The sequence below is a fragment of the Luteitalea pratensis genome (assembly GCF_001618865.1).
Taxonomy (GTDB): Bacteria; Acidobacteriota; Vicinamibacteria; order Vicinamibacterales; family Vicinamibacteraceae; genus Luteitalea; species Luteitalea pratensis.
Map to the genome: position 1 here is coordinate 7,185,583 of NZ_CP015136.1, position 25,401 is coordinate 7,210,983.

23 protein-coding genes are annotated in these 25,401 nt (G+C 68.3%); 15 read left to right on the forward strand and 8 right to left on the reverse strand.

What is annotated here, in order from left to right:
- Window positions 1–228: 228 nt before the first annotated feature.
- Genes LuPra_RS30230 through LuPra_RS30250 form a run of 5 tightly spaced genes read left to right on the forward strand, consistent with a single transcriptional unit; the run spans window position 229 to window position 5,557 of the window.
- Window positions 229–1,941 (forward strand): ABC transporter substrate-binding protein, encoded by a 1,713-nt coding sequence (locus LuPra_RS30230; protein ID WP_110174222.1) that lies wholly within the window; start codon window positions 229–231, stop codon window positions 1,939–1,941.
- Window positions 1,942–1,944: 3 nt separating this feature from the next.
- Window positions 1,945–2,862 carry an ABC transporter permease gene (locus LuPra_RS30235; protein WP_110174223.1) on the forward strand — a complete coding sequence of 306 codons (918 nt, stop codon included), beginning with the start codon at window positions 1,945–1,947 and terminating at the stop codon, window positions 2,860–2,862.
- The gene (locus LuPra_RS30240) at window positions 2,859–3,779 is read left to right on the forward strand and encodes an ABC transporter permease (protein ID WP_157899868.1); all 921 of its coding nucleotides are present in this window, start codon (window positions 2,859–2,861) and stop codon (window positions 3,777–3,779) included. Before LuPra_RS30235 ends, LuPra_RS30240 begins: the two co-directional genes overlap by 4 nt.
- Before the next feature lie 33 nt (window positions 3,780–3,812).
- The gene (locus LuPra_RS30245) at window positions 3,813–4,751 is read left to right on the forward strand and encodes a dihydrodipicolinate synthase family protein (protein WP_110174224.1); all 939 of its coding nucleotides are present in this window, start codon (window positions 3,813–3,815) and stop codon (window positions 4,749–4,751) included.
- Window positions 4,748–5,557, forward strand: a complete 810-nt coding sequence (locus tag LuPra_RS30250; RefSeq protein ID WP_110174225.1) for an endonuclease/exonuclease/phosphatase family protein — start codon at window positions 4,748–4,750, stop codon at window positions 5,555–5,557. Before LuPra_RS30245 ends, LuPra_RS30250 begins: the two co-directional genes overlap by 4 nt.
- A 153-nt stretch (window positions 5,558–5,710) precedes the next feature.
- Here the strand turns inward: LuPra_RS30250 and LuPra_RS30255 are convergent, their stop codons facing one another.
- Window positions 5,711–6,067, reverse strand: a complete 357-nt coding sequence (locus LuPra_RS30255) for a hypothetical protein (RefSeq protein WP_110174226.1) — start codon at window positions 6,065–6,067, stop codon at window positions 5,711–5,713.
- A 392-nt stretch (window positions 6,068–6,459) separates the two neighbouring features.
- Between LuPra_RS30255 and hisI the strand changes: the two genes are divergently transcribed.
- The 10 genes from hisI to LuPra_RS30305 all read left to right on the forward strand — a co-directional run bounded on the left by hisI (window position 6,460) and on the right by LuPra_RS30305 (window position 17,017).
- Window positions 6,460–6,771: a phosphoribosyl-AMP cyclohydrolase gene (gene hisI, locus LuPra_RS30260; protein ID WP_110174227.1), complete on the forward strand. Its 312-nt coding sequence runs from the start codon at window positions 6,460–6,462 to the stop codon at window positions 6,769–6,771.
- 2 nt (window positions 6,772–6,773) lie between these two features.
- A complete protein-coding gene (gene hisG / locus LuPra_RS30265) occupies window positions 6,774–7,658 on the forward strand; it encodes an ATP phosphoribosyltransferase (RefSeq protein ID WP_110174228.1) in 885 nt (294 codons plus the stop codon).
- A 2-nt stretch (window positions 7,659–7,660) separates the two neighbouring features.
- A complete protein-coding gene (gene hisD / locus LuPra_RS30270) occupies window positions 7,661–8,974 on the forward strand; it encodes a histidinol dehydrogenase (protein ID WP_110174229.1) in 1,314 nt (437 codons plus the stop codon).
- The gene (locus LuPra_RS30275; protein ID WP_110174230.1) at window positions 8,971–10,215 is read left to right on the forward strand and encodes a pyridoxal phosphate-dependent aminotransferase; all 1,245 of its coding nucleotides are present in this window, start codon (window positions 8,971–8,973) and stop codon (window positions 10,213–10,215) included. Before hisD ends, LuPra_RS30275 begins: the two co-directional genes overlap by 4 nt.
- Window positions 10,173–10,787: an imidazoleglycerol-phosphate dehydratase HisB gene (gene hisB / locus LuPra_RS30280; protein WP_110174231.1), complete on the forward strand. Its 615-nt coding sequence runs from the start codon at window positions 10,173–10,175 to the stop codon at window positions 10,785–10,787. Before LuPra_RS30275 ends, hisB begins: the two co-directional genes overlap by 43 nt.
- Window positions 10,784–11,596, forward strand: coding sequence for an imidazole glycerol phosphate synthase subunit HisH (gene hisH, locus LuPra_RS30285; RefSeq protein ID WP_237050751.1), 813 nt, complete (start codon window positions 10,784–10,786; stop codon window positions 11,594–11,596). The genes hisB and hisH overlap by 4 nt, the downstream gene beginning before the upstream one ends.
- The gene (gene hisF, locus LuPra_RS30290; RefSeq protein WP_110174232.1) at window positions 11,596–12,354 is read left to right on the forward strand and encodes an imidazole glycerol phosphate synthase subunit HisF; all 759 of its coding nucleotides are present in this window, start codon (window positions 11,596–11,598) and stop codon (window positions 12,352–12,354) included. The genes hisH and hisF overlap by 1 nt, the downstream gene beginning before the upstream one ends.
- A 114-nt stretch (window positions 12,355–12,468) precedes the next feature.
- A complete protein-coding gene (locus tag LuPra_RS30295; RefSeq protein ID WP_110174233.1) occupies window positions 12,469–13,152 on the forward strand; it encodes a 1-(5-phosphoribosyl)-5-[(5-phosphoribosylamino)methylideneamino]imidazole-4-carboxamide isomerase in 684 nt (227 codons plus the stop codon).
- Window positions 13,153–13,256: 104 nt separating this feature from the next.
- The gene (locus LuPra_RS30300; protein WP_110174234.1) at window positions 13,257–15,695 is read left to right on the forward strand and encodes a M28 family peptidase; all 2,439 of its coding nucleotides are present in this window, start codon (window positions 13,257–13,259) and stop codon (window positions 15,693–15,695) included.
- The gene (locus tag LuPra_RS30305; protein WP_110174235.1) at window positions 15,692–17,017 is read left to right on the forward strand and encodes an MFS transporter; all 1,326 of its coding nucleotides are present in this window, start codon (window positions 15,692–15,694) and stop codon (window positions 17,015–17,017) included. The genes LuPra_RS30300 and LuPra_RS30305 overlap by 4 nt, the downstream gene beginning before the upstream one ends.
- 168 nt (window positions 17,018–17,185) lie before the next feature.
- Here the strand turns inward: LuPra_RS30305 and LuPra_RS30310 are convergent, their stop codons facing one another.
- The 7 genes from LuPra_RS30310 to LuPra_RS30340 all read right to left on the reverse strand — a co-directional run bounded on the left by LuPra_RS30310 (window position 17,186) and on the right by LuPra_RS30340 (window position 25,277).
- Window positions 17,186–18,157, reverse strand: a complete 972-nt coding sequence (locus LuPra_RS30310; RefSeq protein WP_110174236.1) for a transglutaminase family protein — start codon at window positions 18,155–18,157, stop codon at window positions 17,186–17,188.
- Window positions 18,158–18,285: 128 nt separating this feature from the next.
- Window positions 18,286–19,245, reverse strand: a complete 960-nt coding sequence (locus LuPra_RS30315; RefSeq protein WP_157899869.1) for an alpha-E domain-containing protein — start codon at window positions 19,243–19,245, stop codon at window positions 18,286–18,288.
- 14 nt (window positions 19,246–19,259) lie between these two features.
- Window positions 19,260–20,708, reverse strand: a complete 1,449-nt coding sequence (locus LuPra_RS30320) for a circularly permuted type 2 ATP-grasp protein (RefSeq protein WP_110174939.1) — start codon at window positions 20,706–20,708, stop codon at window positions 19,260–19,262.
- A 139-nt stretch (window positions 20,709–20,847) separates the two neighbouring features.
- Window positions 20,848–21,711, reverse strand: a complete 864-nt coding sequence (locus LuPra_RS30325; RefSeq protein ID WP_110174238.1) for an anti-sigma factor — start codon at window positions 21,709–21,711, stop codon at window positions 20,848–20,850.
- Window positions 21,708–22,340: a sigma-70 family RNA polymerase sigma factor gene (locus LuPra_RS30330; RefSeq protein ID WP_110174239.1), complete on the reverse strand. Its 633-nt coding sequence runs from the start codon at window positions 22,338–22,340 to the stop codon at window positions 21,708–21,710. The genes LuPra_RS30325 and LuPra_RS30330 overlap by 4 nt, the downstream gene beginning before the upstream one ends.
- Before the next feature lie 77 nt (window positions 22,341–22,417).
- Complete coding sequence (locus LuPra_RS30335; RefSeq protein ID WP_110174240.1) at window positions 22,418–23,683, reverse strand: DUF1501 domain-containing protein; 1,266 nt, start codon at window positions 23,681–23,683, stop codon at window positions 22,418–22,420.
- 109 nt (window positions 23,684–23,792) lie between these two features.
- Window positions 23,793–25,277, reverse strand: coding sequence for a DUF1800 domain-containing protein (locus LuPra_RS30340; protein WP_110174241.1), 1,485 nt, complete (start codon window positions 25,275–25,277; stop codon window positions 23,793–23,795).
- Window positions 25,278–25,401 lie beyond the last annotated feature (124 nt).

The window sequence follows — 25,401 nt, forward strand, 5'->3', positions numbered from 1 at the left end:
TTGCAATACACGTGGCGTGCCATGTTGCAGAAACTGCTGCTAACGTTGCTGTCTCGATGCGCCGAACAAGGTCAGCAGCCAGATCGGTCGACTGCCGAGACAACATCGAACTCGGCGCCCCGTACCTTCGATAGCAGCGCGCGCACCTTCACCAGTTGCCACCGGTCATGACGTGCACGGCGATCGGCCAAGATCTTGACCGCTGAAGCCAAGGAGTTGCCCTCTCGCATGAAGCGTCTTGCCAGCGTCCTGCTTGTCCTGCTGATCGTCCTCGCTGGCCTGTGGATGCTGCGCGGCACGCGCGGCGTGAGTCGCGGCACCCGCGCCATCGAGATCGTGGCGACGCTGCGTTCCGAACCGCGCAGCCTGAACCGGCTGCTCGCCGGTGACCGTGCGTCGCTCGTCGTGAGCCAGCTCATCCATGAGCCGCTGGTGCGCGTGAATCATCTGACCCAGGCCATCGAGCCGGCGCTCGCCTCCTCCTGGACCACCCTCGACGACGGCCGACGCGTTCGGCTCGTGCTCCGCACCGGTGTGCGCTTCTCCGACGGCAGCGCAATCACCGCAGACGACGTCGTGTTTTCGCTCGCGGCCGTCTACGACCCGCGCCTTGCCAGCCCGCTGGTCGACTCCCTCACCGTCAACGGCGCACCGATCACCGCGCACGCCATCGACGCGCATACCGTCGAACTGCGATACCCGGCGCCGTATGGTCCGGGCGTCCGACCATTGCACGGCCTGCCAATCCTCCCCCGCCCACGCTACGCGCGCCTGGTCGCCGATGGCACACTCGCCGAGGCGTGGACGCCCACGGCCACGCCCGCGGGCATGGTTGGCGCAGGGCCATTCGTCCTCGAACGCCACGAGCCCGGCATCGCCGTGCACCTTGCGCGCAACCCGCACTACTGGCGTATGTCCGAGGACGGGACACGGCTGCCACGCGCCGACCGCCTGCGCCTCGACATCGTGCCCTCCCAGGACGCCGAGATGCTGCGCCTGCGCGGCGGCGACGTCGACCTGATCACCGCGGAACTCCGTGCCGACGACCTCCCGGAAGCGCGCGCGCTTGCCGCCGATGGACGGCTGCAGCTGTTCGAGCTCGGCCCCTCGCTCGACGCCGACATGCTGTGGTTCAACCTGCGCCCGCCCTCACCCGGCGGCGAGCGATCGTCAGAGGACCGGCGGGCCTGGCTACGCCGGCGCGAGCTGCGCGAGGCCATCTCGCACGCAGTCGATCGCGGCAGCTTCATCAACGCGGTGTACCGTGGGGCCGGCGTCCAGGTCTCGGGCATGATCACGCCCGGCAACCATGCCTGGCACGCCGCCGACATCTCGCCACGCCCGTTCTCGCTCGCCATGGCGGGAGAGCAACTCGATCGCATCGGCGTCCGCGACCGCAACGGCGATGGCGTGCGCGAGGACGTGTACAACACCCCCGCGACGTTCACGCTGCTCGTGCAGCAGGGGCACACGGCGCGCCAGCGCGCGGCGGTGGTCCTGCAGGAAGCCCTCGCCAGGATCGGCTTGAAGGTCGAGATCGCCAGTCTCGATGCGCGCGGCCTGCAGGAACGGATGGCAAATGGCACTTACGACGCCATCTACCACGCGCTGCCTGGCTCGGATACCGACCCCTCAGGCCTGATGGAGTTCTGGCTCTCGTCGGGACGCTTCCACCTCTGGAATCCCGCCCAGGCGGCGCCCGGCACCAAATGGGAGCAGGAACTCGATCTGCTGATGACCCGGCAACTGTCGATGATCGACGCGTCCGAACGGCAGCGCACCGTCATGCTGGCCCAGAAAGTGCTCGACCAGGAATTGCCCGTCATCGTCTTCGCGGTGCCGCGCGTGACGATCGCCACCAGTGCCCGACTCACGCACGTCGCGCCGGGACTGCTCGCGCCCCAGGTCCTGTGGAACGCCGCCGAGATCGGCGTGCGCTAGCGAATGCGCCGCAGGTTGGTGGGCCGGCTCGTGTTCGCGCTGGTGCTCGCCGTGGTCGCCTTCGCGGGGGTGTACGTGCTCACGGACCTCGCGCCCGGCGACCCTCTCGAGGACGAGATGCGCTCCTCTTCGTCCGTTGATGCCAAACGCCATCAGCTCGGGCTCGATCGGCCGCTGCCGGTGCGCCTCGCCATCCGCATGGCCCGCCTGGCCGTGCTCGATCTCGGGACCTCGCTGCGGTATGACCAGCCGGTGCTCACCCTGGTCGCGCAACGTGCCACGACGACGCTGCAGGCTGGCCTCGCGGCGCTGCTGCTCGCACTGCTGATCGGCGTCCCGGCGGGCGTCCTGGCGAGCCGTTCGACATCACGGGTCGTGCGCCACGGCATTGCCGGGGTGTCCATCCTGCTGCTCTCGATCCCGGCGCTCGTCTTCGCGCTGCTGCTCGCCGTGATCGCCACGAGTGGCGGGCTGCCGTCCTTCGCCGTGATGGTGATCTCGCTGGCGCTCCCGGCCGCGGCGCTGATCGAGCGCCTGCAGGCACGCGGGCTCGACGGGGTGCAGCACGAGCGCTGTCTCGATGCCGCACGAGCGCGCGGGGTACCGCGGCGAATCATCACGTGGCGACATGCCTGGCCACTTTCGTTGCCAGCGGTCCTCGGCCTGGCCGGGACCATCGCCGGCCAGTTGTTGAGCGGGGCGCTGGCCGTGGAACTCGTGACATCGCGCAGCGGACTCGGCCTGCTCACGTTCGAGGCCCTGCACGCGCGCGACATGGATCTCGCCGCCGGCTGCGCCGGGACCGTCGCGCTCATCGTCGGCCTGGTCGCGTTTTCGGCCGACGTCATCCAGGCCTGGATGGATCCGCGAATCGCGATCCTCGACGACCAGGCCGCGCTGCCCGGTGGCGGTGCGCGGTGAACGCAGCGCGAGTGGGGACGCTGCTCCTCGCCCTCATCGGCCTTGTGACCGCCGGTGCGCCCTGGCTCTCCACGAGCGATGTGTCGACACAGCATCCAGACCTGGCCCTGGCGCCGCCCTCACTTTCGCGACGCGTGCTCGTGGAACGCCTGCCACCCACGTATCGCGTGCTCGACCAACGCCTGCCCATCACCTGGTTCTCGGGCTCACTCGTGCGCAGCGCCGATTCGGAGGAACCGCTGCTGCCGCTCGGCGCCGATTCGCTGGGCCGCGATCAATGGACGCGCCTGTTGCATGGCGCCAGGCTCTCGCTCGGACTGACACTCGCGGGCCTGGCCGGCGCCGTCTCGCTCGGTGCCCTGCTGGGCCTGGTGGCGGGAAGTGGCGGCTCATGGCTGGACACCACGGTGATGCGGCTCGCGGACCTGTTCATCGCCTGGCCGGCGCTGTACGTGGTGCTGGTCCTTCGGGCGGCGCTGCCGCTCACGATGCCCTTCGGTGCGCTGTTTGCGTTGATGACGGCGGTGCTGACGCTCGCCGGCTGGCCGATCGTCGCCCGGGCCGTGCGATCGGTCACCGCCGCGGAGCGCGCGCGCGAGTCGATCCTGGCCGCGGAGGCCGCGGGGGCGACTCCTGCCTGGATCATGCGGCGCCACCTGCTGCCTGCCGCGGTGCCGGTTGTCGTCACCCAGGCCCTCCTGCTCGTCCCGGCTTTCATTCTCGCGGAAGCGACGCTGTCGTTCGTCGGCCTCGGCTTTTCCGAGCCCACACCCTCGTGGGGCACGATGCTGGTCGAGGCGGCGCAGCCGTTCACGCTCCGCCACGCGCCCTGGCTGCTCGCGCCCGCGGCGGCCATCGCGCTCGTGACGTTGTCGGTGAATCTCATCGCCGCGCGGCGCCGTGACGTGAAGTTGTAGTCGTCGCCGCCGTGCGTGTAGGAAAATGCCGCCATGCTCCGCGGTGTGTTTCCTCCCCTGCCCACGCCATTCACGGAGGACGCCCTCGACGAGGGCGTGCTGCGTGAAACGGTCGCCTCGTTGATGGAATCCAGGCTCAGCGGCCTGCTCGTGCTGGGGACCAATGGCGAGTCGTTCCTCATCGAGCCCGCCGAGGCCGATCGCATCGTCCGGATTGCCCGCGATGCGATGCCTGCCGGACGCCCCCTGCTCGCCGGTACAGGATGCGATGCGACCCGGGCCACCATCGCGGCCTGCCAACGCGCCGCCGACCATGGCGCGACGCACGCGCTGGTACGTCCGCCGACGTCCTACACCCGCTTCATGACCCAGGACGTGCTGATGGCGCATTACGATCGGGTGGCCGACGCGAGCCCGATTCCGGTGCTGCTGTACAACCAGCCGGCGGTGTTCGGCGCAGAGATTGCCGCGTCGACCGTCGCCATCCTCGCGCGTCACGACAACATCGTCGGCATCAAGGACTCGAGCGGAAACATCGCGCACGTCAACGACGTGCTGGCGCGCGTGGCGGCCGAGTTCAGCGTACTCACCGGGGTGGCCGGCATCATGTACCAGGCCCTGCTCAGCGGCACCAGGGGCAGCATCGTCGCCGTGGCCAACGTGGTGCCGAACCTGTGCGTGGAGTTGTACGAATTCGTCATGACCGGCGAACTGCACAAGGCGCTGGCGCTGCAGCGCGCGCTCGCGCCGCTTGCCAATGCGGTGACGATGCAGCACGGGGTCGCGGGGCTGAAAGCGGCGATGACGCTCGCCGGCTACTCGGGCACCATTCCGCGCCTCCCACTCGAACCCGTCGCCTCAGAAGTCGAAGAGGAGTTGCGCGGCATGCTGCGCCACCTCGAACTGTTCACAGGGTGGACGCTCGAGAATCGCGGCGGCCGCCCGGACGGGCCGGCGGAGGCGCATCCGTGAGGCGTCTCCTCCTCGCGAGCGTGCTCCTGGCCGGGATGGTCACGGCCCTGGAGGGACAACAGGAGCGACGGGAATTCCCGCCGACCACGGCACCCCTGTCGCGCGCGCTCACTGTCCTGACGTTCAACATCCACCATGCCGAAGACACCGACGGCAAGGTGGACGTCGGGCGAATTGCAAAGCTCATCCAAAACAGTCAGGCCGACATCGTCGGGCTTCAGGAAGTGGATCGCGGCGTCGAGCGCACGGCACGACGTGATCTCCTGAAGGAGATTGCCGACCACGCCGGCATGCGCTTCGCCTTCGGCAAGAATCTCGATCACCAGGGCGGCGACTACGGCAACGCGCTGCTCACGTCACTGCCGATCGTGTCGGTGGGCAACAAGCGGCTGCCCAACACGGGCGGCGGCGAACAACGCGGGGTGTTGCAGGTGGTGGTCGACGTCGAGGGCACGCAGGTGCTGGTGCTGACCACGCACCTCGATCACCGCAAGGAAGACCCGCAGCGTGTGGCCAGCGCCGACGCCATCCTCGACATGGTGCAGGCGTTCGGCCCTGGTCCGGTCGTGGCCATGGGCGACTTCAACGACGTCCCTGGCAGCGCCACCTGGACGCGCCTGATGACGGTATTCACGGATACGTGGGCGGCGGTGGGCAGCGGCGATGGCTTCTCCATCCCCGTCGAGGCCCCTGCGAAACGTATCGACTGGATCCTGGTGAGGGGGGCCGAACCGGTCTCGGCCGAGGTCCTGAAGTCGGAGGCATCCGACCACTTGCCGGTGGTGGCCAGGGTGAAGCTCCGATAATTGCAGAAGTTCAGACGTTCAGAAGTTCATCAGCACCACCTGAGCGCTTCGACGGTTGGCGGTGTCCATGAAATTCTGCAATCCCTGCAATTCTGCAATTCCCAGCGGTAGGAAGGGCGGCCGACCCTCTCCGAGCGGCCGCCCGGGCGGCTGCTAGTGCGCCATCTTGATCGAGCTGACGGCGATGATCATCTTGCCGTCCTTCTCGGTCACGTCACCGGTGGCTTCCACCTTGTGACCGGCAAACTCGATGAGCTTCGCGTTCTTGTTCTCGGTCCAGGCGCCGGTGACCTCGTAGATGCCCTTGTCGTTGGCCACGGCCAACGGCGAGCCCTTCTTCGCGCAGGAAGCCGCACAATCGGCATGGCCTTCGCTCGTCGCCTTTTCCGTGCCCTGCTTGGTGTTGCACGTCACGTCGACGAGCACGCCCGATACTGTCTTGGTCTCGGCCGACAGGCCCGTGCCAAACGCGAGAGTCGCCGCGGCGACGCCCAACATGAACTTCCGCATGTCTCTCTCCTTTGCGCGGCCCAGTTGCGCCCCTCCATACCCTCTCGGTGAATGGGGAAGCCGGCCGCATCGTGCCGTCATCGTCCCCGGGGGACCCGGAACCCGACGACGGAACCTGTCTGCAACGGCTTACGATGCGGAGTACTGGCCGGATTGTCAACTGTGACGCATTGACAGCCCCGCTGGTCCCCGGCTACGCTTTCGGGGTCATGGCGTGCCGCAGCCAGCATCATCACCATCGCCACCAGGCCCACGCCCGTGGGACCGGTGATGGTCTGCGCGCCTGCTGAACACGACGTTCGCACTACCCGAACAACAGCACGCCTCCTGCAGCCTCGCTGGTCCACCCAGCGGGGTTTTTGTGTTTTCAGGGGCTTTTCCAGGGATCCGGGATGGACTTCGACAAGTTTCACGGGCTGGTGCCCGCCGTGGTGCAGGACGACGCGAGCAACGAGGTGCTGATGGTCGGCTTCATGAACGCGGAGGCGCTGCAACGGACCCGCGAGACGGGGTTCGTGACCTTCTTCAGCCGTACCCGCAAAGCGCTCTGGATGAAGGGCGAGACGTCGGGCAACCGCCTGAGGGTGGTCCGCCTGCTCACCGACTGCGACACCGACACCGTGCTGGCCCGCGTCGAGCGGCAGGGTGACGGCCTCGTCTGCCACCTCGGGACCGTCAGCTGCTTCACCCAGGAGATCGCCTGAGCATGCCGCCCCTTCGCCTCGGCATCCCCAAGGGTTCGCTGCAGGACTCCACCGTGCAGCTGTTTGCGCGCGCCGGCTGGAACATCTATGTCAGCTCGCGCTCCTACTTCCCGGGCACCGACGACAGCGAGCTGGAGTGCATGCTGATCCGCGCCCAGGAGATGGCCCGGTACGTGGCTGACGGCGTCATCGACGCGGGGCTCACGGGACAGGACTGGATCGCCGAGCAGCTCATCGCCTCCCGCGCCGAAGTCGTGCCGGTACAGGAACTGGTCTACTCGAAGCAGAGCTTCGGGACGGTCAAGTGGGTGCTCGCGGCGCCTGAGGACTCACGCTTCAAGACGCCCAAGGACTTCGCCGGCTGCACCATCGCCACCGAGCTGGTCCGTGTCACCCAGCAGTATTTCGAGGAACGCGGCGTAGATGTCACGGTCGAGTTCTCCTGGGGAGCGACCGAGGTCAAGCCGCCCGTGCTTGCCGACGGCATCGTCGAAGCGACGGAAACCGGCTCGACGCTGCGCGCGAACCGGCTGCGGATCATCGACACCGTGATGGAATCCAAGACCCAGCTGATCGCCAATCCCGCGGCGTGGGCCGACGCCTGGAAGCGCACCAAGATCGAGAACATCGCCCTGCTGCTGCGCGCCGCGATCGAGGCGCAGGGTCGCGTCGGGCTGATGCTCAACGTCAGGCGCGAGGGGTTGGCGCGTTTGCTGGAGTTGGTGCCTGCGCTGCGCCGTCCCACGATTTCGCCGCTGAGCGATGACGAGTGGGTGGCCGTGAACACGATCATCGAGGAGCGGACCGTGCGCGACCTGGTCCCGAAGCTCAAGTCTGCTGGCGCAGAGGGCATCGTCGAGTATCCCCTCAACAAGATCGTGATGTGAACATGCTGCCGATTCTCGAGTCCACCGACACCAGGGCGTTGCGGCGGTTGCTGGATCGCACGCCGGACGATCACGCCCGGATCGAGCCGGCGGTGCGGGACATCCTTGGCGCGGTGCGCACGCGAGGCGACAAGGCGCTGGTGGAGTTCGCGCGCAAGTTCGACCGCCTCGAGGGACCGATCGAATTGTCACCCGCGGAGATCCATGCCGGCGCCGGGGACTGCCCCCGCGAAGTACGGGCGGCCATCCGCAAGGCAGCGCGACACATCCGGATGGTGGCCAGGGCGCAGGTGCCGGCCACATGGACGAAGCAGGTGGCGCCAGGGGTCAAGGTGTCCCAGCGCGTGGTGCCGCTCGAGCGCGTCGGCTGCTACGTCCCGGGCGGGCGTTACCCGCTGCCGTCGTCACTCCTGATGGCTGCGGTCACGGCACGCGCGGCCGGCGTGCCCGAAGTCATCGTGACGTGCCCGCGTCCGGACGCCTCGGTGCTCGCCGCGGCCGTCGAAGCGGGTGTGGACCGGATCTTCCAGCTTGGTGGCGCGCAGGCCATCGCGGCGCTGGCCTATGGCACGGCCACCGTGCCGCGCGTGGACAAGATCGTCGGACCGGGGAACGCGTACGTCGCGCTGGCCAAGGCGCTCGTGGCCCGCGACTGCGCCATCGATTTCTTCGCCGGACCGAGCGAGATCGTCGTCGTCGCCAGCTCCGGTGATCCCGCGTGGATCGCCGCCGATCTGCTCGCGCAGGCGGAGCACGACGTCGATGCCCGCGCCCTCTTCCTCACGCCATCGCGCCGACTCGCGCAGCAGGTCGCGCGCGCGATCGAGGCGCAGCTGGCCGGACCCGATGCGCAGGGCACACCGGCACGCGACTCACTCGCGCGCAATGGCGCGATCGTCGTGACCCGGACTATCGCGGAGGCGGCCGCGCTGGCGAACCGCATCGCGCCGGAACACCTCGTGGTCGACACGCCCGAACTCGGTGCGTCGATTCCGGTGGCGGGCTCGATCTTCGTCGGCGCCTGGACGGCGCAGGCCGCCGGTGATTACGCCATCGGCTCCAATCACGTGCTGCCGACCAGCGGCGCGGCGCGGTTCCGCGGCGGCCTGCACGCCTGGGATTTCGTGCGGGTCTCGACCGTCCAGCAACTCACGAAACGGGGCGTGGCGTTGGTCGGGCCGACCGCGGCGACGCTGGCTGATGCCGAAGGCCTGAAGCTGCATGCGGCATCGATCCGCGCCCGGCTCGGCATCGCACCGAAGGTTGGGCCGGTGAAAGCACGGGCCCGCCGTCCATCCGCGCGGAGCAGCCGATGACCACTGCGCGAGCAGGCGATCGGGCCGGGACGTCCGGCTCCATGGAACGTCCTGGCACGGTGGCGCCAGCCGGTGCGAACCAGTACGAGTACGACCGTGCCGACGCGCCGGCCGACGCCCTGCGGCTGCACCTCAACGAGCACACGGGCGGCTGCTCGGCCGCCGTCACCGAAGCCGTGGCGCGAGTCACGCGCGAGACAGTCGCGAAGTACCCGGACTACACGGCGGTCACGCGCGCCGTTGCCGATCACCTCGATGTGCCGACCTCGCGCGTGCTCCTCACCAATGGCCTGGACGAGGGCATCTTTGCCGTGGCGATTGCGCAGCTTCGGCCGCCAGGTGTAGCTGCCGGACTCGTCCGGCAGCCTGCGCGCGGGACAAGTCCCGCGCCTGCTCCTGTTTCGGCGAGCGGAACAGGTCGGAAGTCGCGAATCGTCGCGGGTAGCCTGCAGCCTGTCGCGTGTGGCCTGAACGAGGCCTTGATCCTGGAACCGGCGTTCGGCATGTACGCCGATGCCGTCGAGGCCGTCGGCGGCACCGTCGTGCGCGTGATGCCGGGAGCGGGCCTGTCGCTCGATCGCGAGGCGATCGCTGCGGCCGTCACGCCGCTCACCGGCGCGCTGTTTGTCGCCAGCCCAGGTAACCCCAGCGGTATTTCGTTGACCTTGGCCGAGATCACCTGGCTTGCCTCGCTGTTGCCAGCTGGCGCGCTCCTGCTCCTCGACGAGGCCTATGTCGAGTTCGGCGGGGAGAGCTTCATCCCGCATCTCGACAGGTGGTCGAATGTCGTGGTCGGCCGAACGTTTGCCAAGGCTTACGGGTTGGCCGGCATGCGAGTCGGCGCGGTCGTGGCTCGCGAGGACGTCATCACCCGATTGCGACGCGTGCTGCCGCCCTACAGCCTGAACGTCTTCGTAGTCGCCGCCCTGGAAGCCGCCCTCGGCGACCGTGCCTACATGGACGACTACCGCGCCCAGGTGGCCGAGTCGAAGCGACTCCTGTACGACGCATGCGAGCGCTGGGGCCTGCCCTGCGTGAGGAGCGACGCCAACTTCGTGCTGGTACGCGCGGGCGACAAGCGGCAGGCGCTGCTCGACGGCCTCCAGGCACGCAACATCTACATCCGCGATCGAGACCGGCAACCGGGCTGCGAGGGCTGCGTGCGCGTGACCACCGGTCTCGTGACCCACACGACGACATGCATCGCGGCCATGGAGGAGATCCTGTGCGCAAGGGCGTGATCGCGCGGCACACCCGCGAGACCAAGATCGACATCGCGCTGGGCATCGAGGGCAAGGGTCGCTACCAGGTGCATACCGGCATCCGGTTCTTCGACCACATGCTGGAGCTCTTCACGCGCCACGGCGCCTTCGACCTGACAATGACGGCAGACGGCGACCTCGACGTCGACCAGCATCACACCGTCGAGGACGTCGGGATCGCGCTTGGCGAGGCCTTCACGATGGCACTCGGCACGAAGGTGGGCATCAACCGCGCCGGCTATTTCCTGATGCCGATGGACGAGACGCTGGCAATTGCGGCGGTCGACCTCAGCGGGCGTCCGCACGCGGTCGTGGAACTCGGCGTCAAGGTGCGCCTCGTTGGCGACCTGCAGGTCGAGCTGTTGCACGACTTCTTCGAGGGCTTCGCCCAGGGCGCGCGCGCCAACGTCCACGTCAAGGTGATGTACGGCCGGTCCAGCCACCATCGCGTCGAAGCCGTGTTCAAGGCCTTCGCACGCGCCATGCGCGTGGCCTGCGCGAAGGACAAGCAACTGGCGCGCATGCTGCCGAGCACGAAGGGGCTGCTGTGATCGTCGCGCTCATCGACTACAAGGCGGGCAACCTGACGTCCGTGCGCAAGGCCCTGGCCGCGCTCGGCGCGGAGATCCTGACGCCCGACTCTCCGGCAGATCTCGACCGCGCGGACGCGATCATCGTCCCCGGCGTCGGACACTTCGAGGCAACCGCAGCCCTCGACGCCGGGTGGCACAGCGCGATCCGCTCGCGGCTGGCCGCAGGTGTCCCGCTGCTCGGCATCTGTCTCGGGCAGCAATGGCTGTTCGAGGGCAGCGACGAGGCGCCCGACGTGCCCGGCCTGGGCGTGTTTCCGGGCCGCTGCGTGAAGCTGGACCCTGCGCGCGGGCTCATGGATGACCGGGCCCCCGGTGCCCGGTACCCGGTGCCCGGATCTTTGAAGGTGCCGCACGTCGGCTGGAACGCGCTCAAGCAGACAACCCGTTCGTCACGACTGCTCGCAGGCGTCCAGGACGAGGCGCAGGCCTACTTCACGCACTCGTACGTCGCGCCCGACAGCGACGCGACCGTCGCCATCACCGAGCACGGCGTGCCCTTCGCGAGCGTCGTCGAGCACGGCCTCGTGTTCGGCGCGCAATTCCATCCAGAGAAGAGTGGCGAGACGGGCCTGAAGATGCTCCGCAATTTTCTCGAGGTCGCAGAGGAAGGCCGGGCTCGGAGAGCCGGCCCTACCGGTGCGACTCAGCCACTCCCGACTCCCGACTTGTCCCGCCGAAGCCCTCGGGCGAAGGCGGCTGCCCGATTCCCGCCTGGATTCGACGGCCGAAGGCCGATTGACGAAGGCCGCTCCCGGGAGGTGCGCTGATGCTGTCCAAGCGAATCATCGCGTGCCTGGACGTGCGCGACGGTCAGGTGGTCAAGGGCATCAACTTCGAGGGACTGCGCAATGCGGGCGATCCCGCCGAACTCGCGCGACGTTACAACGTCGAGGGTATCGACGAGCTCGTGATCCTCGACGTGACCGCGACGCTGGAGAAGCGGCGCACGATGGCGCGCACCGTCGCGACCGTCGCGAAGGAACTGTTCATCCCGCTGGCAGTCGGCGGCGGCATCGCCTCCGAGGAGGATGCCGCGGCAGCGGTCGAAGCGGGGGCCGACAAGGTCAGCATCAACAGCGCCGCCGTCGCCAATCCCTCGCTCGTCACGTCCCTCGCGCGGCGCTACGGCTCGCAGGCCGTCGTCGTCGCGATCGACGCCAAGCTCGAAGGTAATCGCTTCGGCGTGTACGTCCGCAGTGGATCCACGCCGACGGGGCGCGATGCCGTCGAATGGGCACGCGAGGCCGCCGATCGCGGCGCCGGCGAAATCCTGTTGACGTCGATCGACAAGGACGGCACGAGGAGTGGTTTCGACCTGCCGATGACCGCCGCCGTCTCGCGTGCCGTGAGCATCCCGGTGATCGCCTCGGGCGGGGCCGGCACCTTCAGCCATTTCTCGGATGTCTTCACCGAAGGCTGCGCCGACGCTGCCCTGGCCGCATCCGTCTTCCATTTCAGTGAACACGCCGTCAGCGAGCTCAAGGCGCACCTCGACGCGCAAGGGATCCCGGTGCGCCTCCGGTAATTACCCGTCGCGCGGCGACCGAGAGTCATGCGTCGACCAAGGTCGACGCCTACGAACGCACCGCTCCCGGTTCCCGATTCCCGATTCCCGATTCCCGGTTCCCGATTCCTCCTAATGCTGATCCCCGCAATCGATCTCCGCGACGGCCAGGTCGTACAACTCGTCCAGGGCAAGCGGCTCGCGCTGGCCACCGACGACTGGCAGTCGTGGGTGGACAGGTTCCGGCCCTTTCCGAAAGTGCAGCTCATCGATCTCGACGCCGCCATGGAGCGCGGCGCAAACGAGCCACTGCTTCGGAAGATCTGCGCCGAGAAGGCGTGTCGCGTCGGTGGCGGGATCCGGTCCATCGAACGTGCGCAGCACGTGCTCTCGCTCGGCGCGACGCACGTCATCGTGAGCTCGGCCCTCTTCAAGGGCGGGCATCTCGATCTCGAGTTCGCCGCACGATTGGCCGACTCGCTGGGACGCGCGCGTGTCATCGCTGCCGTGGACAGCTCCCAGGGTGTCGTCACGATCCGCGGTTGGCAGGAGGCCACAAGGGTCACCGCGGTCGAGGCCGCCCGGGCGCTCGAGCCGTTCTGCGATGAGTTGCTCTACACCAACGTCGACACCGAGGGCCTGATGCAGGGCATCCCGATGGACGCGGTCCGCGCCGTTCGGGAGGCGACCAGCCGCCGCGTCGTCGCCGCGGGTGGCATCACCACCCAGCAGGAGATCGACGAGCTCGATGCCATGGGGGTCGATGCCGTCGTCGGCATGGCCATCTACACGGGCCGCCTGGCACTCAGGCAACCCTGAGCCGCTGAACGCCGAGCAGGTCCGCGGCAGGCCCACATTCGTAGTCGCCGACCTTCAGGTCGACGGGCAGGATCGCGACGCGTCGTGATGCTACGCTTCCGGGCATGTTCCTGTCTTCGTGGCGTGGCCCCGTCGGGCTGGTGGCGCTCGGCGGCCTGGTGTTGGCCGGCTGTGCACGCACCGATCGGTTCAACGTCCGGAACGCACACGCGCACGTCGAGCGGCTCACCGCCTCGGGCAGCCGCTGGAGCGGCACCCCTGCCAACGAGAAAGCCCGCGCCTATCTGATCGAGACCCTCCAGCTGTACGGGTTCGACGTACGGATACAGGAGGCGGACGCGTCCTGGCGCGAGGCCGGTGTCACGACTCGCGTCGCCAACATCATTGCGATCAAGCCCGGGCAGCAACAGGACGCCATCGCCATCGTGTCGCACTACGATTCGGTGGCCTGGGGCCCGGGCGGCGGTGACGATGCCCTGGGGACGGCGGTGGCGCTGGAGTCGGCACGCGTGCTCGGGGCGAGGACAGCTCCGCGCTACGCGCTGATGCTGCTGATCACGGACGGCGAGGAGCACGGCATGATGGGCGCGCGTGCGCTCGTGGACGATCCCGAGATCCGCGCGCGACTGAAGACCTTCATCAACCTCGAGTCGATCGGCACCGACAGCCCGTTCGTGCTGTTCGAGACCGGCCCGGGCACGAGTCCGGCGTTGCGCGCGTGGGCCGCCGCATCGAGGCCGAGGGGCGGCTCGTACATGCAGTCGATCTACGATGCGCTGCCCAACGACACGGACTTCTCGATCCTGAAGCAGTTGCCTGGCGTTTCCGGCATCAACCTTGCCGCGACTGGCGACGGATACACGTATCACACCGATCGCGACCGTGCCGATCGCGTCACCACGCGTGTGCTGGCGCGGGCCGGACAGGTGGTGCTCGACGTAGTCGATGGCCTCGACGCGCGCGCCTCGCTGACACCGGATCCCCGCCCCTCCGTGTACTTCTCCCTGCTCGATCGCGTGGCGTTTGTCGGGTCCTTGCGGACGGCGGTCGTCCTCGGCTGGATCATCGCGATACTCGGCGTGCTGTCGTGGGTCGCGACCCTGCGCCACCTGACGAGGAGTGGCGGTGTCGGCAACCTGCTCACGACCGGACTGTGGGCGCTCATCGCATCGGGGGCCGTGCTGGGCGCGCTCGTGGCCGCGGTGTGGCTGGTTCGCACTGGGCGGGCCGAGCTTCACCCGTGGTTCGCGGCTCCGTGGCGGCTCTTCACGTTCATGACCGTGATGGTCGTGACGGTCACCTGGATGGTGCGGCGCCTCGCGTCCGTGGCCCCCGCGGCTTTCAAACCCGATGGCACGCCGTTCGGCGTCTGGTTCGCGGCGCTGCCCGCGTGGGTCGCACTGCTGATCTTCGCGCTGCGCCATGCGCCGGGCGCGTCGTACCTGATGTCGATCCCGATGCTGGCCGTGGTCGTGCTCGTCGTCCCGACCTCGTGGCTCGTCGGAAGCGAACCTACGCCGAGGACGTGGCCCGCGCGAGTCGGCAGCATCCTCGTGGTCATCATCACGTGGATGCTGTGGGCACCGGACCTGCTCACGCTCCTGCCGTTTGCCGTGACGCTGCTCGGGCGCATGCCCATCGTCACGCCGACGTGGGCGTACCCGTCCGTCTTCTTCCTGGCCGGCATCGTGCTCTGGCCGCCAGTTCTGGCCGTGCTCGTCGGCCGCATGCGCTGGCGTGTCGCACACGGGATTGCCGCCGGCACGTTGATGTTCGCGCTGGTCGTGACCGGTGTCCTCGCCTGGGTGGCGCCGGCGTTCACGGTCGAACGGCCGCAGCAGCGCTCGGCCCTGTTCGTGGACGATCGCATCCGCGGTGCGGCGAGCTGGGAACTGCACGGCAACGAGCCTGGCGTGGACATCGGCCCAGGTGCGCCAGCCAACGTCGCCTGGCAGGTGGCCGAACGATCATCGGTACCCGGCAGCGAGATCGACCGGAAGGCGCACCTGTTCCGCGCCAGTGTGCCGCCACCAGCCACGGCCGTTCCCGCCACGATCATGGCGACCATCGTGCGCCGGCCCGGCGACGCCGACGTCGAGATCACCGTGACGCCGCGTGACGCGGAGTGGCAAGCGGTCGCGATCGTGTTGCCCGATTCCATCGTGCCGACCAGGTCCACGCTGGCTGGCCGGACGCGAGCTGGACGCTGGCAGGCCTGGCACACGACGATGCCGAGCGATGGGATCACGTGGCGGGGAACGGTGCCGGCAAGCCAGGCCGATCGACTCGCGGGCACCGAAGTCTGGATTGCGCGGGTGCGCCTGCCCGATGCCGTCGACGGCGAGCGCGTGCCGGCGTGGCTGCGCGCGCCACACACCGCGTGGATGACACAGCACGTCGTGATGTTGGGACTGGCCTTCAACGAGTCGACGGAAGCGCCAGCACCGATGACGCCCTTGACGCTGCCGCTGCCGTCGGCGACGCCCTCGGTCGCTTCGCCGCTGCCACCCGCCGCGACGCCCAGCGGCCGGGTGCCTCGATGAGCGTGACGCGCAAGTCCTGGCTCGATCATCTCGGCCTGGGACGCCCGGAGCTGCGCGCCTGGGCGTTCTACGACTGGGCCAACTCCGCGTTCCTGACGACGATCGTCGCGGCAGTCTTTCCCGTCTACTACAACAACGTCGCCGCGAAGGGTCTGACGCCGGAGACGGCGGCCTTCAACTTCAGCATGGCCACCACCATCGCGCTGGCCGTCAGCGCGGTCATCGCACCGATACTCGGGGCGATTGCAGACCATCGGCCGTACAAGAAGCCCTTCCTCGTCGGTTTCATGGTGATCGGCGTGATCGCCACGATGGCCATGGCGTCGATCGGCGAGGGCGACTGGGCACTGGCGATCGGGTTGTTCATGGTGGCGAACGTCGCGGTCAGCGGCTCGATCGCGTTCTACGACTCGCTGCTGCCGCACATCGCCGCGCCCGAGGAACTCGACAAGGTGTCGTCGTCCGGCTTTGCGCTCGGCTACCTGGGTGGAGGCCTGCTGCTGCTCGTGAATCTCGCGTGGATCCTGCAGCCGGAGCGCTTCGGCATTCCCGACGTGGGCGTTGCGACGCGCCTCGCGTTCTTCAGCGTTGGGGTCTGGTGGCTCGTCTTCTCGATCCCGCTGATGCGCACGGTGGCCGAACCGGCGTTGCCGGGTGGCGGCCATGACTCCATCTCGGCGGCCACGCGGCATGCCCTGGCCGACCTGCACGAGACATTCACGCACCTGCGCAAGTATCGCCAGGCCTTCCTGATGCTGCTGGCGTTCCTGATCTACAACGACGGCATCGGCACGATCATCCGCATGGCGTCGCTGTATGGCGCCCAACTCGGGATCGCGGAGCACCACCTGATCGCGGCCTTGCTGCTGGTGCAGTTTGTCGGCGTGCCGTGTGCGTTCGGGTTCGGGTGGCTGGCGAGCCGCATCGGCGCCAAGCGAGCCATCTGGCTGTCGCTCACGGTCTACACGTTCATCAGCATCCTCGGCTACTTCATGCGGACGGCCGTGCATTTCTACGTGCTCGCCATCCTGGTCGGGACGGTACAGGGTGGCAGCCAGGCGCTGTCGCGCTCACTGTTTGCGAGCATGATCCCGCGCGAGCGCTCCTCGGAGTTCTTCGGGTTCTTCGCCGTCACGGAACGGACGGCGGGCATCCTCGGTCCGCTGACCTTCGCGGCCGCCATCGCCCTGACCGGCTCGAGCCGCGGCGCGATCCTCTCGGTGATCGCCTACTTCATCGTCGGCGCGCTGATCCTGGCGCGCGTGGACATCCAGGCGGGGCAGGCGGCCGTTGAACGTCGAACGCTGAACGCTGAACGCTGAAGGCGCAAGGCCGAGAACGCCGCCGGAACCCGAAACCCGAAACCCGGCACCCGGCCAACGAAACGGCCGGCTCGGAGAGCCGGCCCTACCTACCGACGCGGGCGAGTCCGCCGACCTGAAGGTCCGCGGCTACAAACGGCGCGGGGCGCTCGAACAACGACACGCAGCCTACTGCTGCTGTTGCTGCTGCTGCTGTTCCTGGTCCTCGTCGACCAACGGCGGCTCGATTTCGGGTTCGGGCGCGGACCAGTAGAGCGCGGGCATCACGTCGGACGGCGCGATCGGGGCGTCGGTCGTCTGGACGCGGACGGCGACACCGAGCTCGCCGCGGGCGTTGCCCTTGAAGGACCCGCGGGTCGGCGGCACGTCGTGGTAATCACGGCCGACGGCGACCCTGATGTGGCGGTCCATCGCCAGCGTCCTGTTGGTGGGATCGATGCCAACCCAGCCGAGCGACGGCAGCCACGCCTCGACCCACGCGTGCGATGCGCCGTCGACCGAGCGCTCGTCCGCCCTGTTGTCGTGGAACAGGTAGCCGCTCACGTAGCGGCACGGGATTCCCACGCTGCGCACGAGCGCGATCATCACGTGCGCGAAGTCCTGGCACACCCCTCGGCGTGCCGCGAGCGCCTCGTCGATGGGCGAGTCCACGCTCGTGGATTTCGGCGCATATTCGAAGGCGTCGTACAGCTTGTGCTTGAGGCCGCGGACGAGCGAGAGCGGATCGATATCGCGGGAGAGCCCGAGTTCCTGCCCGAATGCCATCAGCGCCTCGGTCGGGCGGGCGAAGAACGAGGGCTCCAGGAACTCGAAGAACCGCTCACGCGTACCGCTGTCGTCAAGCAGCGCCCACGTGGATCGATCGCAGCTCGCGGGGATGGCGATGTCGGCCACGAACTCCACCACCGACTCGGCCACGACCGTCAACTCACGATGGCGCGCCTGCACGTCGAAGTGGTGCACGACGTTGCCCTCGGGATCCTGGTACGCGAACACCCGGGAGCGTGGCGTCGTGGCGAGTTCGAAGCGCAGGCACCGCTGCACGCTCTCGGTGCGCGGCTGCATGCGGACTTCCATCACGCTCTCGCTCACGGCGGCGTCGTAGCGGAAGTGGGTCAGGTGGTAGACGGTGTATCGCATCGATGCTCAGCTCAATGAGAATGCCGAAATGCTGCGAATGCCGGGAATGCCGAGCGCGGTCGCGTTTGGCATTGCGGCATTCGCGGCATTCCGGCATTTGACGCGAGCTCGAATTGCGAGGGCGAGCGTCATGCGCTTTCGCTCTCGAGTTGGTACGAAATGTAGTTCTGGTACGTGGCGTGATGAATCAGCCGACACTGGCGACGCACGTGTTCCAGGGTCTGCGTCAGGTCGCCGTGCAGCAGTTCCTCGATCTGTACGAACTGCAGGGAGGCACGCAGCAGGCCGGCGAGTCGCTCGACGCGTGCCGGATGCGTCCGCCCGGACAGCAGCGCCAGCCGCTTCAGTGATTCCTCGATACGGTCGGCGGAGAAACGGAGCGAGCGCGGGAACTGCGCGTCGAGCACCAGGAAATCGACGACGTGCAAGGGACGGATCGACGCCGAGTGCGCGCGCACGTAGGCGTCAAACGACGCGCAGCACCGCAACAGCGACAACCACTCGACGTACTCGGTCGCCTCGACGCCAGTCCGCAGGCTGTCGTGGAACTCGCGCAGGTGCACGTCGAGCAGCATCGACGTGTTGATCGATCGCTCGAGGAAGCGGGCGAGCTCCATGTATTGCCAGCCCTCGCCACGGACCATGGTGGAGTTCATCATGCCCTTGAACAGGTACACCGAATGGCGTACGTCCCGAAACAGATCCTCGGGCTGTTCCCGCCAGCCGTGGTCCTCGCACGCCGCCTGCAGCCGCAGATACAGGCGGTTCAGCTCCTCCCACATGTCGACGCTGATCTGTTCGCGCACCTGGCGCGCGTTCTCGCGGGCGTAGGACACACACGCCAGCAGCGACTCCTCGCGATCGCCCACCGTCAGGTCGACGGCGAGCCGCGGGAACTCGACGAGCCCGGCGCGCTGGGCGTCCAGGGCCTGCAGCGCGCTCAGGATGCGCACGCCCTGTCGCGACTGCGACTCCGGCGTGCGGTCGGGCGCCAGCGTGACGCTGATTTCGAGCAGCCGCGCGGTGTGCTCGGCGCGCTCGAGATAGCGACTCAGCCAGTAGAGGTGGTCGGCAACGCGAGAGAGCATTTGGCCACCCTCATTCATTCGAGCACCCACGTGTCCTTGCTGCCGCCCCCCTGCGACGAGTTGACGACGAGCGACCCGCGCCGCAGCGCGACACGCGTCAGCCCGCCGGGGACGATGACGGTCTGCTGGCCAGCCAGGATGTAGGGGCGCAAGTCGATGTGCCGGGGCTCGATGCGGTCGTCGATGAAGCACGGCGCGCACGATAGGTCGAGCGTCGGCTGCGCGATGTAGTTGCGAGGGTTGGCGATGATGCAGTCGCGGAACTGGGCGCGCTGCTCCGCGGTGCTGTGCGGGCCAATCAGCATCCCGTAGCCGCCGGACTCGCCCACCGCCTTCACGACCAGCTGGTCGAGGTGCTGCAGCACGTGATCGCGCTGCACGGCATCGTCCAGGAGGTAGGTCTCGACGTTGCGCAGGATCGGATCCTCGTCGAGATAGAACTTGATCATCGCGGGCACGTACGCGTAGACCGCCTTGTCGTCGGCGACGCCCGTGCCGATCGCGTTGCCGAGCGAGACGTTGCCGGCGCGATAGGCATTGAACAGGCCCGTGACCCCCAGCTGCGAGTCGGCCCGGAACGCGAGCGGGTCGACGAAGTCGTCGTCGACGCGCCGGTAGATGACGTCGACGCGCTGTGCCCCCGACGTCGTCCGCATGTACACCACGTTGTCGTGGACGAAGAGGTCGCGCCCCTCGACCAGCTCGATGCCCATCTGCCGCGCCAGAAACGCGTGCTCGAAGTAGGCCGAGTTGAACACACCGGGCGTGAGCAGGACGACGGTCGGATGCGGACGGCCCTGCGGCGACAGGTCGCGCAAGGTGCGCAGCAGCGCCTGCGCATAGTGATCGATCGGCCGGACGCTGTAGCGCGCGAGCAGGCGCGAGAACGTGCGCTTCATCACCGCGCGATTGGCAAGCATGTACGACACGCCGCTCGGCACGCGCAGGTTGTCCTCGAGGACCGCGAACTGCCCGTCGGCCAGGCGCACGAGGTCGGTGCCCGCCACCGAGACGTAGCAGTCGCCGGCGACGCGCAGGCCGCGCATTTCCCGCCGGTAGTGCGGGCAGCTGAAGACGAGCTCGCGCGGGACGACGCCGGCGCGCAGGATGCGGCCGTCATGGTAGATGTCGCGCAGGAACAGGTTGAGGGCGGTGATGCGCTGGGTCAGTCCCCGTTCGAGCTGCTCCCACTCCGCGCTGGTGATGATGCGGGGCAGCAGATCGTAGGGGAAGATGCGCTCGGTCCCGCGGCTGTCGCCGTAGACGGTGAACGTGATGCCCTGGTGGAGGAAGGCGCGATCGGCGACCTGCTGCCGGCGCTGCAGTTCGGTGACCGGCAGCGTCCCGAGCTGCTCGAAGAGCGCGGCGTAGTGGGCGCGCGGCTGCCCGGCCGCGCCGAACATTTCGTCGTAGGCGCGTCCCAGCGAGTAGTCGTCGAACAGCGGCGCCCGTGGAATGGACATCCCGCTCGGCTCGGCCGTCGGCATGCGACAGTAGAGCAGCCCCGGGGCACGTGGCGCAAGGCCGCGCGCTCACTTAATCTGAAAAAGCGCCCAAGGTCGATAACGGGGGCCCGAGGCGTCAAGCGTCAGGCGCCAATCGTCAATCGGCCTTGCCGATCAGCACGATTTCGCCTGTCGGCGCCGGCACGCCACCGGCCGGCTCGACTGACACGGCCATTCCTGCAGGCGGCGGCAGGGACACGGGCGTATCGAACACGATCGACGTTCCGCCCGACGCGTCAGGCCGGAAGATCCCCGCACTGATTGGGGCGCCGCTCGTCAGGACCCACAGCTGATAGGTCCGACCCTCCGGCAGGTCCGGCAGGCGGGTTGCGGTCAGCACGAGCCCCTGGGCCCGGCTCCAGAAGGCACGGGCCGCGGCGCGAGGCGCGCCCTTCTGTCCCGCCAGATCCACCCGACGCAGGTCCGCGGCCGTCAGGATTGAGGTCTCCGCCTGAGCGCGCGCGAGCCGGGTGCGATTGACCCTTGCCTCGGCCTCGGTGGTCGCCAGCCGCGCGGCCGTCGCGTCGAGGTCGGCCTGGAGGCGCTCGACCTGGCTGCGCAACTGCAGTGCGTACACGCCCAGCCCCAGCGCCAGGATGGCGGCCGCGGCGGCAGCCAGCCAGCCCACGGACAGACCGCTGCCGACGACGGGGCCACTCGACTTCGGGGGGAAGTCGACGCCGATCGGGACGGCCGTCCGGGTCGTGGCAGGGGTGTGGCCGCGATCGACGGCATGCCCTGTCACGGCAAGGACGCGGTCACGAAGGGAGGCCGGTGGCTCGACGACGGGGGCGGCGAGGGCCAGTAACCCGAGCGACTCACGCAGCGCGCGGAACTCCGCCAGGGCGTCCGGGTCGCCGGCAAGCCATGCCTCGATCGCCGGCCGCTCCGACTCGGGCAGCGTGCCGAGTGCGAGCTCAGCGAGGGCGTCATAGCGGGGATCGGTCCCAGACGACGTCATGCGTGACCCTCCGGCGTGTCCGGTGTGTGCCCCGGTGAGGGCAGTGCCGCACGCAGGCGCAGCAGGCCTACCCGGATCCTCGTCTTGATCGTACCGAGCGGCTGGTCGAGGCGCTCGGCGACTTCGGTGTGCGTCAGGCCCTCCTGGAATGCCAGCTCGATGGCCATGCGCTGCGCGTCTGGCAAGGCGTCGAGAGCCGCACGCACGCGCGAGATGTCGTCTGCGGTCAGCAGCGCGAGGTCCACCGGCGGCGCCGCGTCCGCGGCATCCCGCAAGGCCGACGGATGGTCGCTGTCGAGGGGCGGCTGTCCACGCCGCGCCCTCAGGCGATCGATCGCGCGGCTGCGCGTCATCATCAGCAGCCACGCCACCACCACGCCGCGCGTCGTGTCGTACCGCGACGCCTGCCGCCACGCCTGGGCGAAGACGTCCTGGACGATTTCCTCCGCGTCGCCCTCGTCGCGCAGGATCCGGACCGCGAGGGAGAACATCGCCCGTCCGTGCCGGTCGTAGAGCTCCGCCAGCGCGCCACCGTCGCCGGCGGCCATGCGCCGCATCGCGTCCGCATCGGCCTCGCTGGACTGCCGAGGCTCGTCGGTCTGGGCGGCGAGGGCGAAGAGTAACCACATCAGCCCGTACGCCTTTCTCTACGCACGACGACCAAGTCTAGATGTCGTGGGGCGAATCACCAAGGACTGGACGCGGATCAGAGGAAGGTCAGCCCTGCGTTCCTGAAGTCGCCGTCGAGCACGGACTGGGAGTTGGTGCCGAGCCAGCTGTCCAGCACACGGGCGTACACGGACCTGAAGTCGGTCTGGTAGCGGATGTCGCCGTTGTTGCTCTCGAGCGTGGGGTTGCCCGGGGTGTCCCGCAGGTCCGGTGCCGTGCCATAGAGGCCGCCGTTGACGCCGCCGCCGAGCAGCATCATCGTGCTCGCCGCGCCATGATCGGTCCCCTGGCTGCCGTTCTCGTAGACACGCCGCCCGAACTCGGAGAACTGCAGCACGAGCGTGTCGCTCAGCAGGCCCTGGTTGCGTACATCCGTGTAGAACGCCAGCAGCGCGTCGTCCATTGTCGCCATCAGCCGGTAGTAGGCGCCGTTCTCCTGGTTGGGATTCTGGGAGGCATGCGTGTCGAAGCCGCCTGTCTGCACCCAGAACACGCGGGTGCCGATGCCGCGCACCATCGACCCGGCCACGGCCCGCAGTGCGCTGCCCAGCCCGGTGCCCGGATAGGTCACCGTCGGCGCGTACTGCGCCACCGATGCGACGCGATCGAGGGTGTCGAAGGCGGCGCGCGCCGTGCCCGAGACGAACGACAGGTGCGGGCGATCCACGGGGACGTGCGAGGCGATGCGGGTGGCGGCCTGACGCGCGAACAGCGCCTCATTGCCAGAGTTCGGGCTGCTGAACGCGTACGTGCGGGGGTCGGGAATGGCGGGCACGCCGACGAAGCGCGAGAGGAGCGTCCGCGGCGTCTCGCGCACCGTGTTCCAGCCCGTGAGCGGGTCGAGCGGCTGCGGCAGCAGTTCGAGGTACCGGCCGAGCCAGCCCGGGCCCGACGGATTGCCGGGATCGGCCGTCGACCAGATGTCGGTGCCGAGGAAGTGCGAGCGGCTCGAATTCGGATAGCCACTGCGCTGGACGACAGCGAGACGGCCGGCGTCAAACACCTGCTTGAGGCCGATCAGTCGCGGGTGGAGCCCCACCGTGGTGCCGCTCGTGTCGGTACCGATCTGCAGAACGTTACTCGTCGGCAAGGCGATCGTCGGTCGGCGCTGGTAATAGCCGGTGTTGCCATAGGGCACCACCATGCTCAGCGCGTCGTTGCCGCCGCTCAGGTACAGCACGACGAGGTTTCGCGCGCGTGCGCCCTGGGCGCGGGCGATGTCCGAGAGGAACGCCGGCGCGGCGAAGCTCACGGTGAAGGCAGCGACGCCTCCCTTGATGAACTGCCGACGATTGGAGGTCATGAGTCATGCCTCATGCCCGGTAATGCCTGATGCCTGATGCCTGATGCCTCATGCCGATTCCGTTCTCCGGGCTCCGGGCTCCGTTCCCCGGTACCCGGTACCCGGATGGTCATACGAACTGGTACTCCGGCGACGCGAGCACGAGATGCGTCACACCAGCCGCCTTGGCCAGCAACTCGGTGTCCGATCCGGTCCAGTTCGTACCAGCCCGCAGGTAGCCAAGCAGTTCGTTGTATGGCGGCGGGTCGAAGGGCATCGTCGACAGCCGGTCCAGCGTGTACGACAGCACCGACTCCGGTGACCCCTTGGAGGGCCGGGCCGCATCGCGCAGGTTGAAGCGCTGATTCTGTGTCAGGGTCGCGGCGAAGTTCATTCGCGCAAGCATGCCGCCGGTCGAAAACCACCCCGCGCCCGTCTCCCAGCCGTTGACGTCGGGCGGCTCGAACAGCGTCTGCCCCATCGCCACCAAGGGCGACAGCGCTCCGTCCACGGAGAACCCTGCCCAGCCGGTCTCCTTGATCGACTTCACGACGAATTCAACGGGCCATGCGTAACGCGTGTAGTAGTTGGACTCGTCCTGGAAGTCGGGCGACAGCAGCACCTGCAGTACCACGCGGCGCATGTCGAAGTTGGTGGTGTAGAAGGTGTTCGCAATGCGATCGACGAACGACTGCGGCGCCGGCTGCAGCTCGCTGACGAAGAAGGCGTAGAGCTTGCGCGCCAGCCGCGGGCCAGTCTGCGGATGCCGGCAGCAGGCGAGCAGGAAGTCGAGCCCCTCCTGTTCGCCGCTCGACGTGATCGTGCGACCGCCGCCGGGGTAGATGTCGAACGAGAACGTCTTGCTCGCGGTGTCGTGGCGATCGGCGCGATACAGGTAGTTGTACGACAGCGTCGCGTCGTTGACGTTGTTGGCCCCGCGCCCGGCGACATTCAGGTTCCATCCGGTAAAGACCCGCGCCGCCGCCTTGACATCGTCTTCGGTGTAGTTGTTGGGCGCCGCGTCGGAGGGACGGATGCCCATCGTGAACAGCTCCATCACCTCCCGCGCGAAGTTCTCCTGCGACGTCCCGCGCACGTTGAGCCGGCCGTCGAGCCACACCAGCATCGCGGGGTCGCGCGCCACCGAGACGAGCAGGTCGTGGAAACTGCCAAGCGCGTTGGCCCTGAACGTCTCGATCTGGCCCGGCGGACTGTTGGCCGGACCGTTGTAGGTCTCGCTCGCCGCCAGCATCCGGGTGGCAACGGTGCCGCCGTAGGTCTCGGAGATCTTCTGGTGCGCGGTGGCGAAGTGATGGTGCCAGAAGAGCGCCATCTTCTCCTGCAGCGGGCGCCTCGAATGGACCATCCGGAACAGCCAGCGCTGGCGCGCGTCGGCAATCGACGTGTCGGGCGAGAACTGGCCGCGCGTGGTCACGCCGACATGTCCCGGCACGCCGATCCGCGCGTCCACATCGTCTGGCGCCTGCTCGTAGAAGACGAGGAGATCGACCGCCGCCTGGTACCCGATCTGGGCCAGTTCGGCGACCTCGTCCGGGCTCCCGCCGAATCCGGCGCGCCTCAGGAGGTGCTCGATGCGGTCGTCTCGTCGCGCCATGAATGCAGGGTCCCGAGAGAGCAAGGTTCGTTCCCGACCCCGGGAACCGCGCAGACTTCAGGCGTTTTGCGATGCTGCCACACTTCTGCAACAAACGATACGAGCCCGCCGGCGCCCAAACGGG

Coding starts and splice junctions, on each gene's coding strand:
- LuPra_RS30275 (WP_110174230.1), top strand. CDS start 8,971: ATGACCACTGCGCGAGCAGGCGATCGGGCCGGGACGTCCGGCTCCATG.
- LuPra_RS30315 (WP_157899869.1), bottom strand. CDS start 19,245: ATGCTCTCTCGCGTTGCCGACCACCTCTACTGGCTGAGTCGCTATCTC.
- LuPra_RS30330 (WP_110174239.1), bottom strand. CDS start 22,340: ATGTGGTTACTCTTCGCCCTCGCCGCCCAGACCGACGAGCCTCGGCAG.
- hisF (WP_110174232.1), top strand. CDS start 11,596: ATGCTGTCCAAGCGAATCATCGCGTGCCTGGACGTGCGCGACGGTCAG.
- LuPra_RS30305 (WP_110174235.1), top strand. CDS start 15,692: ATGAGCGTGACGCGCAAGTCCTGGCTCGATCATCTCGGCCTGGGACGC.
- LuPra_RS30230 (WP_110174222.1), top strand. CDS start 229: ATGAAGCGTCTTGCCAGCGTCCTGCTTGTCCTGCTGATCGTCCTCGCT.
- LuPra_RS30340 (WP_110174241.1), bottom strand. CDS start 25,277: ATGGCGCGACGAGACGACCGCATCGAGCACCTCCTGAGGCGCGCCGGA.
- hisD (WP_110174229.1), top strand. CDS start 7,661: ATGCTGCCGATTCTCGAGTCCACCGACACCAGGGCGTTGCGGCGGTTG.
- LuPra_RS30245 (WP_110174224.1), top strand. CDS start 3,813: ATGCTCCGCGGTGTGTTTCCTCCCCTGCCCACGCCATTCACGGAGGAC.
- LuPra_RS30325 (WP_110174238.1), bottom strand. CDS start 21,711: ATGACGTCGTCTGGGACCGATCCCCGCTATGACGCCCTCGCTGAGCTC.
- hisG (WP_110174228.1), top strand. CDS start 6,774: ATGCCGCCCCTTCGCCTCGGCATCCCCAAGGGTTCGCTGCAGGACTCC.
- LuPra_RS30295 (WP_110174233.1), top strand. CDS start 12,469: ATGCTGATCCCCGCAATCGATCTCCGCGACGGCCAGGTCGTACAACTC.
- LuPra_RS30320 (WP_110174939.1), bottom strand. CDS start 20,708: ATGTCCATTCCACGGGCGCCGCTGTTCGACGACTACTCGCTGGGACGC.
- hisB (WP_110174231.1), top strand. CDS start 10,173: ATGCATCGCGGCCATGGAGGAGATCCTGTGCGCAAGGGCGTGATCGCG.
- hisI (WP_110174227.1), top strand. CDS start 6,460: ATGGACTTCGACAAGTTTCACGGGCTGGTGCCCGCCGTGGTGCAGGAC.
- LuPra_RS30255 (WP_110174226.1), bottom strand. CDS start 6,067: ATGCGGAAGTTCATGTTGGGCGTCGCCGCGGCGACTCTCGCGTTTGGC.
- LuPra_RS30235 (WP_110174223.1), top strand. CDS start 1,945: ATGCGCCGCAGGTTGGTGGGCCGGCTCGTGTTCGCGCTGGTGCTCGCC.
- LuPra_RS30310 (WP_110174236.1), bottom strand. CDS start 18,157: ATGCGATACACCGTCTACCACCTGACCCACTTCCGCTACGACGCCGCC.
- LuPra_RS30335 (WP_110174240.1), bottom strand. CDS start 23,683: ATGACCTCCAATCGTCGGCAGTTCATCAAGGGAGGCGTCGCTGCCTTC.
- LuPra_RS30300 (WP_110174234.1), top strand. CDS start 13,257: ATGTTCCTGTCTTCGTGGCGTGGCCCCGTCGGGCTGGTGGCGCTCGGC.